General features: G+C 65.6%; 3 protein-coding genes. 1 reads left to right on the forward strand and 2 read right to left on the reverse strand.

From position 1 onward, the window contains the following. Positions 1-384: 384 nt before the first annotated feature. Positions 385-10578, forward strand: coding sequence for an autotransporter-associated beta strand repeat-containing protein (locus tag HLH45_RS15035; RefSeq protein WP_046931943.1), 10194 nt, complete (start codon positions 385-387; stop codon positions 10576-10578). Between the two features lie 299 nt (positions 10579-10877). Here HLH45_RS15035 and HLH45_RS15040 read toward each other — a convergent pair whose 3' ends face one another. Further along, positions 10878-11489, reverse strand: a complete 612-nt coding sequence (locus HLH45_RS15040; RefSeq protein ID WP_008571961.1) for a response regulator transcription factor — start codon at positions 11487-11489, stop codon at positions 10878-10880. Then, complete coding sequence (locus tag HLH45_RS15045) at positions 11486-12508, reverse strand: sensor histidine kinase (RefSeq protein WP_046931953.1); 1023 nt, start codon at positions 12506-12508, stop codon at positions 11486-11488. The genes HLH45_RS15040 and HLH45_RS15045 overlap by 4 nt, the downstream gene beginning before the upstream one ends. Positions 12509-12553: the final 45 nt, after the last annotated feature.

Raw genomic sequence — 12553 nt, forward strand, 5'->3', positions numbered from 1 at the left:
TTCAAAAAATTCAAAATTCCGCTTTGCAAGTGATGAATCCGGCATAGATGGTGTGGGTCAGTACAGATGAGGCTGCAAAACCTGCATTTAGCGGGCACGAGCAAACCAGTCCACAGATCTGGCCTGTGTCATGGATGAGGTGAGAGTTAGTGATATTCAGCACAGTTTCAATCGTATTGAATCGCCTATTAATTTAATGGCGCGGCGAATAGAGAGTGGTATTAACTCAACTTCTCCCTGCAAGCGATGTTCGCGGCTAATCGCCATTATTCGTCGAGGCGGCCTGGCTGCTTTAAACCAGCTCTACCGTTATTCCAATCCCGTCTTTGGAGGCGCGCGCATGGGTGCGCGCTGGTCTCTGCCCGGCAATCAGGGGGAATTCAAATGAATCGTGCATTTGCGCTGGTCTGGAACGCAGCCATTGGCAATTGGGTGGTGACGCATGAATTAGTGCGTCGGCGTCGCAAGCCTGGCTCAACCCGTCGTCAATTGCCGGCCCTGGTGGTCCTTGCGGTGGGGGCCGCCGCACCGATGCTGGCCTGGGGCGCATGCACGCCGGCCATCCCCGCGGCGGGCGCAACCGTCACCTGCTCGGGTACGCCGGTCACCAGCAACAGTTTTTCCAGTAGCGCCAACAACCTGACCGTGAATGTCGCCTCCGGCAGCCAGATGACCGCAGGCCTGTTGGGCGGCACCGGCATCGCCCTGAGCGGTACCAATTCCACACTCAACAACGCCGGCACCATCGACCCTTCCGTGCTTGGGCTGCTCTCGGTACTGAGCAGCGGCGTGACCATGGGCAATGCCAGCTCCACTGCAGTCACCGTCAACAATCTTGCCAGCGGAACGCTCTACGGCACCGGCGGCTTGCTGGGCGCCAATCTGCTCAATCTCGACGGCATGGCGCTGGGGCTGACGTCGGCCAGCAACGGAACGGTGCAGATCAACAACGCTGGCGTGATCGATAGTCGCCCGTTGCTGGGATTGTCAATTCTGGGGTCGGACACCCCGGTGATCGCGGTGACCGGTGGAGGCACCGTCAACGCGGTCAATACCGGCACCATCAACGGACGGGTGGGCTTTCAAAGTTCGGCCACCGGCAACACGTTCGTCAACTCAGGCACCATCAACGGCAGTGTTTCGATGGGGGCGGGCAGCACCAACAGCTTCACTGCGGTCACCGGTGGCAGCGTCAACAGCGGGGGAGGCCTTGCACTGGAATTGCTCGGCCCGGGCGGTTTGCTGAGCTTCGCGCAAACCGGTGTGGTGGATGGAGGCCTGGGCGGAAACAACACGTTGATCCTGCAAAATTCTGCGGTGGGTACCGGCAGCGGCAGCACCGGCAACGGAACGTTGAGTACCGCGCAATACATCAATTTCGGAAATTTGCGCGTCAATAGCGGCACCTGGTCGGTGGGCGGGGCGAGCAACTTCGCCAACAGCGCGCTCAATGGTGGCGTGTTGCAGTTTGCCAATCCTGCGCAGTTGGGCACCACCATCACCGCCAACGGAGGCACGCTCCAAGCCACCGCTGCTGGCCTGACCCTTGCACCGACCAATGGCATTGCGCTTGGCGCGGGCGGCCTGACTGTGCAGGGCACCAATAACCTGACCGTTGGCAGCGCAATTACCGGCACCGGCGGATTGACCAAGACCGGCACCGGCGGAGTGGCGCTGACCGGTACCAGCACGTTCAGCGGTGGCGTCAATCTGGTCGATGGCGCGTTGACGGTGGGCACCAACAGTGCCTTGGGCACCGGCACGGTCACCGCATCCGGCGGCAGCCTGTTGGCAGGTGCCGCAGTGAACTTGGCCAATGCGTTTTCGCTAAGCAACACGGTGGGTATTGGCGGCGCAAACGCGCTGCGAATCGGAGGGACGGTCAGTGGCACCGGGGCGCTCAACAAGGTTGGCGCCGGCACGCTGACCTTGGGTGGCAGCAATACCTACAGCGGTGGCACCACCCTGGGTGCAGGCAGCGTGCTGCTGGAGACTTCCGGTGCGCTCGGCACTGGCACGGTCACTGCGGCAGGCGGTTTGCTGGATAACACTGCACCACTGACCCTGACCAACAACTTTGCGCTCACCAATGCGCTGGGCCTGGGAGCCAGCGGCAACGCGTTGACCTTGAGCGGCACGCTGGCCGGCGCTGGCGGTGTCAATAAGACCGGCACCGGAACGCTGTCACTCAGCGGCACCAATACCTATAGCGGCGGCACCACGCTGGCAGCGGGCACGCTGCAACTGGGTACCGCGTCCGCGCTGGGCACGGGCGCATTGAATGTCACCGGCGCATCCAGCCTGAGCACCACTGCGCCGTTGACGGTGACCAATGGCATCAGCCTTGCCGCACCGTTGAACTGGACCGGCGCACAAGCGCTCACGCTCAGCGGCGCCATCAATGGTGCCGGCAGTTTGATCAAGAGCGGTACTGGCGATCTCACCCTGACCAACGCCAACACCTACACCGGCGGCACTACGCTCAGCACCGGGCGACTGGTGGTCGGTTCGAATGCGGCCCTGGGCACCGGCACGCTCACCGCCAGCGGAGGCGAGCTCGATGCTACGGCCGCGTCCACGCTGGGCAACGCGATTGCGCTGACCGGAAACCTGGGCGTCGGCAGTAGCGGCAACGCGTTGAATCTCACCGGCACCATCAGTGGCGCCGGTGCACTGAACAAACTCGGTGGCGGGACGCTGACGCTGGCTGGTCTGAACACCTATACCGGCGGCACCAGCCTCAATGCCGGCACCTTGCAGGTGGCCAGCGGCACCGCACTGGGCACCGGTACGTTGAATGTCACTGGCTCTGCGAGCTTGCAAAACACCGCCGCTGCCACGCTGAGCAACGCAGTGACGCTGAGCACCGGCGCGCTGACCCTCAATGGCGCGCAGGCGTTGACCTTGGGCGGCGCCATCAGCGGTGCAGGCAGCCTGGTCAAGGCCGGCGGCGATCTCACGCTCAGCGGCAACAACACCTATACCGGTGGCACCGCGCTCAACACCGGCAAGCTTACGGTGGGCAGCAATACCGCGCTGGGGAGCGGGACCTTGACCGCAGCGGCCGGCACGACGCTGGACAACGCAGCAGTGAGCACGCTCGCCAATGCCATTGCACTGGCAGGGCAGTTCACTGTGGCTGGGAGCAACGCGCTCACGCTGACCGGGGGCATCAGTGGCGCCGGCAGCCTGGACAAACTCGGCCCGGCCAGCTTGACCCTCAGCGGCAACAACACCTATCTGGGCGGCACCCGCCTGACGGCAGGCAGCCTGATTCTGGGCAGCGATGGCGCACTCGGGACGGGCAGCCTGAGCGTGAGTGGCGGCCTGCTCGATAGCACCGCTGCACGCGTGCTGGCCAACAACGTGGTGCTGGATGCGGATCTGCAACTTGGCGGCAGCCAGGACCTGACCCTCACCGGTGGCATCAGCGGCATCGGTGGCCTGGTCAAAGACGGTGCAGCAGCGCTGACACTGACCGGCGCAAACACCTTCGGTGGCGGCGTGGATCTCAACGCGGGGAGCTTGTCGGTCGGCAGCGGCGCGGCGCTGGGCAGCGGTGTGTTGACCGCAGCCGGCGGAACGCAACTGCAGGCCACCACCGCCACCACGCTTGGCAACGATGTGGTGCTCAATGGTGCGTTGTCATTGACCGGCAACAACAACCTGGGCTTGAGCGGTACCGTGAGCGGCGCCGGCAGCCTGGTCAAGCAAGGCACCGGAGCGCTCACGCTCAACGGAAACAACAGTTACACCGGCGGCACCGCGTTGAACGACGGTGCCCTGGTCGTGGGCAGCAATACCGCACTCGGTAGCGGCGCACTTACTGCTGCCAACGGCACGCTGCTCACCGCTGCCTCTGCGGTGACCTTGCAGAACGCGCTCACCACCAACGGTGCGCTGACGATCGATGGACAAAACCTCACGCTCGATGGCGCGATCGATGGCGCGGGCAGCCTGATCAAGACCGGCGCGCAGACGCTCACCCTCAATGGCAACAACACCTGGAGCGGTGGGCTGCAACTGCAGGGTGGTTCGTTGCTGGTTGGCAGCGACACGGCATTGGGCGCAGGTACCTTGACTGCCGCAGGCGGTACCACGCTGGATGCAAGCACCGTCGTGGCGCTGGGCAATGCAGTCGCCTTGAATGGCACGCTGACCCTGCCTGGCACGCAGGATATTGCGCTCAACGGCGTCGTCAGCGGCATCGGTGGCCTCGACAAGCAGGGCAGCGCCATCCTGACGTTGAGCAACGCCAATACCTTCACCGGTGGCGTTGCGCTGGACGCGGGCAGGCTGGTGCTTGGGAACAATGCCGCGCTTGGCGTGGGTGACATGCGAGTCAACGGCCCTGCCGAACTGGATGCCACTGCCGCGTTGACGGTAGGCAACAACCTCGCGTTGAACGATCAACTGACGTTGGTGGGCAGCAACGATCTGGTCTTGAACGGCAGCGTCAGCGGCACCGGCAGCCTGGTCAAGAATGGCGCCACCACCCTGTCGCTCACGGCCAGCAACAGCTACAGCGGCGGTACCAGCCTGACCGCAGGCACCATCGCGGTGGGAGCCGACAATGCGCTCGGCACCGGCAGCCTGTCGGTGCTCGGCAATTCGGTATTGAGCAATGCGGTCGCCGTGGCGCTAGGCAACGACATCGCGCTGGGCGCCGCGCTCACCGTGGATAACGCCGCAGACATGTTGGCAAGCGGTGCCATCAGCGGAAGCGGAAGCCTGGTCAAGACCGGTCTTGGCACGCTGACCTTGAGCGGTAACAACAGCTACACCGGCCCGCTGGCGATTCAGGCCGGCACCGTGGTGGCCAGTACCGCGGCCTCATTGGGCAACGCCAGCAATGTCGATGTCGCGGCAGGTGCGCTGTTGAACCTGACCAACGGTGGCTTGATCAACACGCTCACTGGTGCGGGCGGTGTAGACACCGATACCGGCGCCACGCTGCAACTAGGCGGCGGCGATTTCGCCGGCAGCCTGGGCGGTGGCGGCAACCTGGACAAGGTGGGGGCCGGCACCGTGCGTTTGCTCGGTACCAGCGCGATCGGTGGCAGCACGCAGGTCAGTGCGGGCACGCTCGATGTGGTCGGCAGTCTCGGCACCAGCGCCTTGAACGTCGCATCGGGGGGCACGCTGACCGGCACCGGCGCCGCCGGTAATGTGGGTGCGGCGGTCACCGTCAGCGATGGCGGCAGGCTCGCACTGACCAGCGGTTCGTCGTTGAGCGTGGGCGCGTTGACGCTCGCGCCAGGCGCGTTCGTCGATGTGGCGTTGGGCGCGCCAAGCGCAACCCGCTTGCTGGCCGTCAATGGCGATCTCACCCTGGACGGTACGCTCAACATCACCGATCTCGGTGGCTTCGGGACCGGCGTGTACCGGTTGATCGACTACACCGGCGCGCTCACCAACAACGGCATGCTGATCGGCCTGTTTCCGGGCAGCGTGGACATCAGCCAGCTCGCCCTGCAGACCGCCATCGGCCAGCAACTCAATCTGGTGGTGACCGCGCCGGGCAGCATCGTGCAGTTCTGGGATGGGGTACAGACCACGGCCAATGGCACTGTCGATGGCGGCGCCGGCACCTGGGGTGCAGCCACCAACTGGACCGGCCAGGACGGTAGCGCCAACAGCACGTGGCAAGGCGACTTCGCAGTGTTTTCCGGTACGGCCGGCACGGTGGGCGTGCAGGGTACGCAGAACACCGGCGGCCTGCAGTTCGTGACCGATGGATATCAGTTGACCGATGCCGGCGCGGGCGCACTGGCGGTGAGCGACCCGTTGACCGCCATCCGCGTCGATCCGGGTGCCACGGCAAGCATCGATGTGGCCATCACCGGCACCGGCGGCGTGCAGAAGCTTGATACCGGCACGCTGGTGCTGAGTGGTCCCAACACCTACACCGGTGGCACGGCGCTGGGCGGCGGCAGCCTGGTGCTGGGCAATGCGCTAGCGTTGGGCAGCGGCACGCTGACCGCCGCAGCGGGCACCACGCTCGATACCAACCAAGCATTGGCCCTCGGCAACGCGGTGGTGCTCGATGGCGCGTTGACGCTGCCCGGCAGCAACGACCTGACATTGGCCGGCGCCATCAGCGGTGCAGGCAGCTTGATCAAGAACGGCACCTCCACGCTCACGCTGGGAGGCAGCAACAGCTACCTCGGCGGCAGCGTGTTGAATGCCGGCACCCTGGCGGTGGGCAGCAATACCGCACTCGGCACGGGCAGCCTGTCGGTGCTGGGCGATGCGACGTTGAGCAATGCCATTGCCTTGGCCCTGGGCAACAACGTCAACCTGGGCGCCAACCTGACCATCGCCAGTGCGGACGATCTGGCGTTGACCGGCGTGCTCAGTGGCGCGGGCGCGCTGACCAAGACGGGCCTGGGGACCTTGACCCTGTCCGGCAGCAACCTGTTCAGTGGCCCGGTGTCGGTGCAGGGCGGCGTGCTGGCCACCTCCGCCACCGGCACGTTGGGGACCAGTGCCAGCGTGGACGTTGCGGCAGGGGCGGGGCTCTCGCTCGGCAGCAATACCGCATTGAGCAGCGTGACCGGCCTGGGCAATGTCGCGATCCAGGGGGGCAGCACCTTGCAACTGGGCGTTGGCAACGTCGGCAGCACCTTCGCAGGTGCGTTGAACGATGCCGGCAATCTCGAAAAAGTCGGCACCGGCACCGTGCAACTCACCGGCACCAGCGCGATCGGCGGCACCACGCAGATCACCGCGGGCACGCTGGATGTGGATGGCACGCTGGGCAGTGCCGGTGGCGTCACCGTGGGCACCGGCGGCACGTTGAGCGGCAGCGGCGTGGTCAATGCCGCGGTCACGGTGAATGACGGTGGCCGCCTGGTAGTGACCAGCGGTGCGCTGCTGACCACCGGCAGCCTGAACATGGCGCCCAATGCCACGCTCGATGCGTTTTTGGGGATACCCAGCCAGACCGGTGTGCTTGCGGTCAACGGCGACCTCACGCTGGATGGCACGCTCAACATCACCGACATCGGCGGCTTCGGCACCGGCGTGTATCGCCTGATCGATTACACCGGCACCTTGACCAACAATGGCATGGGTTTCGGCACCTTGCCGGGCACGGTCGACCCCGCCCAGCTCACGCTGCAGACCTCGCTGGCGCAGCAGGTCAACGTGGTGTTGTTGGCTTCTGGCAGCAACGTGCAGTTCTGGGATGGTGCGCAGACCGTCGCCAACGGCAGCGCCGAGGGCGGTACCGGCACATGGACCGCCGGCACCACCAATTGGACGTCGGTCGATGGGCTGATCAACAGCGATTGGCAGAACAGCTTTGCGGTCTTCGCAGGCACAGCGGGCAACGTGGGCGTGCAGGGCACCCAGGGCATCACCGGCATGCAATTCATCACCGATGGCTATGTGCTGAGCGATGCAGGCGGTGGCGCATTGAGCGCCAACGCAGCGAACACCATCATCCGCGTCGACCCCGGCGTGACCGGCACCATCGACGTCGCCATCGGCGGCAGCGGCACGCTGCAAAAGCTCGACACCGGCACGCTGGTCCTGACTGGTGCCAACACCTATACCGGCGGCACCGCGCTCGGCGGCGGCAGCCTGGTGCTGGGCAATGCGCAAGCGCTGGGCACCGGCACGCTGACTGCCGCAGCGGGCACCACGCTCGATACCGATCAAGCATTGGCGCTGGCCAATGCGGTGGTGCTCGACGGCGCGCTGACGCTGCCGGGCAGCAACGACCTGGCATTGACCGGTGCAATCAGCGGTGCAGGCAGTTTGATCAAGAACGGCACCTCCACGCTCACGCTCAGCGGCAACAACAGCTATGCCGGCGGCACGACGCTCAGCGATGGCACGCTGGCGGTGGCCAGCAACACCGCCCTGGGGAGCGGCACCTTGTCGGTCACCGGCGATGCGGTGCTGAGCAATGCCATTGCCGCGGCATTGGGCAACGCGGTCACGCTGGGTGCGGCGCTGACCGTCGACAACCCGGCCGACCTCACCCTTGCCGGCAACATCAGCGGCAGCGGTGCGTTGATCAAGACAAACACCGGCACCCTCACGCTGGACGGCAGCAATACCTACAGCGGTGGCACGACGCTCACTGCGGGTACGCTGGTGGGCGACAGCGCAAGCCTGCAAGGCGCCATCGTCGATAACGCAACATTGGCGTTCAACCAAGTAGCCGATGGTGTGTTCAACGGCTCGATCACCGGCACCGGCACCGTGGTCAAGGATGGTGCCGGCGCGTTGTTGCTCAACGGTGCCAATGGCTACACGGGCGGCACCAGCATTGTGGCCGGCACCCTGATCGGCGACACCGCCAGCGTGCAGGGCGATATCACCAACAATGCAGCATTGGTGTTCAACCAGACCACCGGTGGCGTGTATGCCGGCGCGGTCAGCGGGACTGGCTCGCTGGAAAAGACCGGCAGCGGCGTGCTGCAATTGCTTGGTGCCAATACGTATACCGGCGGCACCGTCATCAGCGCCGGCAGCTTGGTCGGCAATACCACCAGCTTGCAGGGCGATGTGGTCGACAACGCGACGTTGATCTTCGATCAGGCCAGCGACGGCGTGTTCGCCGGCGCGGTCAGCGGCACCGGTAGCGTGATCAAGCAAGGTGCCGGCGCGTTGACCTTGGTGGCGCCCAACACCTACAGCGGCGGCACCACTATTGCCAGTGGCAGCCTGATCGGCACCACCGACAGCCTGCAGGGCAACATTGTCGACAACGCAGTGCTGGTGTTCGACCAGGCGACCGATGGGACCTACGCCGGCAACGTCACCGGCAGCGGCGTGCTGGTGAAGAACGGCACCGGTACGCTCACCCTGGACGGCGTCAACGGTTACCTGGGCGGTACGACCGTCAACGCGGGCACGCTGGTTGGCAACACCGCCAGCCTGCAGGGCGACATCACCAACAACAGCACGCTGACCTTCCTGCAAAACAGTGCCGGCAGCTATGCAGGCAGGTTGTTCGGGGTCGGTCGCTTCATCAAGCTGGGGACCGGCACGCTGTTGCTCACCGCCAACAGCAGCACCTTCACCGGCCCGACCGAGGTCAACGCCGGCACCCTGAGTGTCGGCAACCTGGCCAACCCGGGCGCGGCGCTGGGCGGGCCGGTCACGGTGGGTCCGGGCGGCACGCTCGCCGGCAGCGGCAGTGTCGGCAGCCTGGTGTCATCGGGCACGGTCGCCATCGGCGGTGCCGGTGGCACCATCAGCGTCGGCGGCAATGCCACGTTTGCACCAGGCTCCACGTTGCAGGTGACGCCCGGCGACGGCGGTGTCGTCACGCCGGTGGCGGTGGGCGGCGCAGCCAGCGTGGCAACCGGCACCACGCTGGCGCTGGTGCGGGCGACCGACTTGCCGCTGTTTACGGAAATTCCGGTGATCAGCGCCGGCGGCGGCCTCACCGGGCAGTTCACCAACGTCATTTCCGACTACGCGTTTATCGAGCCGGATGTCAGCACCACCGCGACCGGATTGTCGGTGACGTTCGGGCGCAATACGGTGGGCATGGTGGACGCGGTCACCACGCCGAACCAGCAGTCCACGGCGGCGGCCGTGGACGGCTTGCCGAACACCAGCCCGATCTATCAGGCCGTGGTGCGTTTGCCCGACGACCCGGAGGCGGTGCGCACCGCGTTTGCCTCGCTGTCGGGCGAAAGCCATGCCAGCACTGCGACCGCCTTGCTGGACAGCCGTTTCCTCAACAGCGGCATCGCCAACCATCTGCGTGGCGACAGCCAGGACACGTTGGTCGGCGACACCATGGTGTGGATCACCGGGCGCAGCCTGCCCACCCGTGTCGATGGCGATGCCAATGCGGTGTCGGTACGTCGCGAGGACAACGGCGTGATGGCCGGTGCGGAACGCCGCTTCGGCGAACGCAGCGTGGTGGGCATTGCGGTCGGCAACCAGGATATCGAGAGCTGGTCGCGCGAATGGGGCGACCGTGCCGATGTGGATGGCACGCATGCCGGCGTGTATGGCCGGGCCGATTGGTCTGCGTTCTCGCTGCAGGGTGCGGTGGACTACGCCAGCTATCGCGTCGACAGCACGCGCCGGGTGATGTTGCCCGGCGTGCTCGAAGAGCGCATGGACAGCCGCTACGACGCCACCGCCGTAACGGTGTCGCTGGAAGCGGCCTGGAATCTGCGCACCGAAGGTGCGGTGTACAGCCCGTTCATTGCGGCCGATTACACCCGCCTGAAGACCGACGGGTTCACCGAACGCGGCGGCATCTCCGCGCTGTCGGTGGACAGTGCCAGCGACACCTTCAGTACCGCCACGCTGGGCGTACGTGGTGATTGGGACCTCGGCCAGAAGGCGGCGTTGTATGCGTCGGCAGGCTGGCGGCATGCCTTCGGCGACCGTTCCGTGCAGCGCTCGGCCGGCTTCGTCGGCACCGCCTCGGAGTTCTCGGTGCAAAGCGTCACCCTGGCCAAGAATGCGGCCATCGGCGAGCTGGGCGTGAGCCTGGTCACCTCGCCACGCAGCCGGCTGGCACTGTCGCTGCAAGGGCTCAGCGGCGACGGGCAGACGGCGTACGGTGGTCAGGTGACCTGGGGAGTGAGCTTCTGAAGTCTTGTCTTGCGGCATGCCTGACACCGGAAACAAAAACGCCCCGGATACCGGGGCGTTCTTTTGCCCGCATTCCCGTGTCTGTCGCGCGCGTCGCAAGATACGCACCGGAGCGTCAGGTGCGTTGCGGTGACCAGGTCAATGCATGACATCGAGAGCCGAAAAAGCGCTGCGTGGGTGCTGCGTCATGGCGCTGTCATCCTGGAGCACGCAGGCCGTCACGGCGGCTGGATGCCCGCCGATGGCGCGTGCGCGGGCAGCTAGCACAGCACGCCCGCGCACCGGTCACACAGCGTGCATCACAGCCCGATGCGTTCGGCCAGGCGCACCAGTTCGGCCAGCGAGCCAGCCTGCATCTTGCGCATGGCCTGGCCACGCCGCACTTTCACGGTGATCTCGCTCAGGTGCAGGCGCGCGGCGATCTGCTTGTTCAACAGACCTTGCACCACCAATCGCGTGACATCCTGCTCGCCGCTACTCAGCGACTCCCAACGTGCACGCAATTGCGCGGCCACCGCCTCGCTCTGGCGGCGCGCACGGTCACGCCGGATGCCGTCCTGAATCGCATCCAGCAGGGCCTGATCGCGGAACGGTTTGGTCAGGAATTCGATCGCGCCGTTCTTCATCGCCTCCACGCTCATCGCGATATCGCCATGGCCGGTAATGAAGATGGTGGGCAGGGCAACGCCGGATTCGACCATGCGCCGATGGAACTCCATCCCGCTCTGGCCCGGCATGCGAATGTCCAGCACCAGGCAGGCGGGTGCCTCGTGCAACCGGTGCGCGAGGAATTGATCGGTGGAACCGAACGCGTAGACCTGCAAGCCGACCGAGGCGAACAGATCCTCCAGTGCAGCGCGCATCGAGGCATCGTCGTCGATGAGATACACCACCGGGGCCGGCTCGCTCATGGCCTGCGCTCCGTTTTGACCAGGGGCAGACGCAGGCCGAAGCGCGCGCCGCGTACACCGGCCGGCTCGGCCCAGATCTGCCCGCCGTTGGCTTCCATGATGGTGCGGCTGATGCTCAAGCCAATGCCCATGCCATCGTCCTTGGTGCTCCAGAATGCTTCGAATACATGCGCCAGTGCGTCATCGGACAGGCCTGGGCCGGTGTCGTCGATGCACAGGCATGCCCACCCACCATCGGTGTGCGAGCGTACATGGATGCTGCGCGCCTCGTCCGGCAAGGTCGCCAGTGCCTCCACGGCGTTGAGCAACAGATTGCCGATGACCTGCTGGATCTGTACGCCATCGGCCAGCACCGCGGGCAGGGCAGGGTCCAGCTCCAGCGACAGCGCGATGCCATGGCGCTCGGTTTCGCCACGGGTGAGGGCAATCATGTCGAGCACGGTGCGGTTCAAATCCAGCGGCTGGCGTTGGCTGGCTTCGCCACGCGCCAATGCACGCATGCGCGCGATGATGGCGCTGGCGCGGCCGGCGTCGGCGAGCATGCGCTCCAGTGCTGCATCGGCCTTGGCCAGGTTGGGCGGTTGCTGCGCCAGCCAGCGCTGGCAGGCATTGCCACTGGTCACGATGGCGGCCAAGGGTTGATTGACTTCGTGGGCGATCGATGCGGCTAGCCCGCCCATGCTGCCGCTGCGGGTGAGCCGCAACAGCCGTGCCTGTGCGGCATGTGCGCTCGCCTTGGCCGCTTCCATCTGCACCGCCAGATAGGTGGTGACCGCCACCACCACCGCACTGATGCAGGAGTTGATCACGCCCACGCGGTAGCTGCCGGCCGGGGTGAGATGGAAGCTGAGCACGATCAGCGCCAGGCAGGTGGCCGCCAGCAGCACTACGCCCGTGCGCGTCAGCAGGCGTACCGACAGCAGCACCACCAACGTATAGAACAAGGCTGCCGCCACCGCATAGTCGGTGAAGGTATCGGCCACGAAGATCGCTGCCATGCCCGCCACCAGCCCGACCATGCTGAGCAGGTCGGTACGCGTGGGTGGCGAGCGGAAGAGAGAGGT

This window comes from Xanthomonas euvesicatoria (assembly GCF_013112235.1).
In the GTDB taxonomy this organism is placed as follows: Bacteria; Pseudomonadota; Gammaproteobacteria; order Xanthomonadales; family Xanthomonadaceae; genus Xanthomonas; species Xanthomonas euvesicatoria.

Bases quoted from the DNA above. Each gene is read 5' to 3' on its own strand.
- HLH45_RS15035 (WP_046931943.1), top strand. From the start codon at position 385: ATGAATCGTGCATTTGCGCTGGTCTGGAACGCAGCCATTGGCAATTGG.
- HLH45_RS15040 (WP_008571961.1), bottom strand. From the start codon at position 11,489: ATGAGCGAGCCGGCCCCGGTGGTGTATCTCATCGACGACGATGCCTCG.
- HLH45_RS15045 (WP_046931953.1), bottom strand. From the start codon at position 12,508: ATGGTCGGGCTGGTGGCGGGCATGGCAGCGATCTTCGTGGCCGATACC.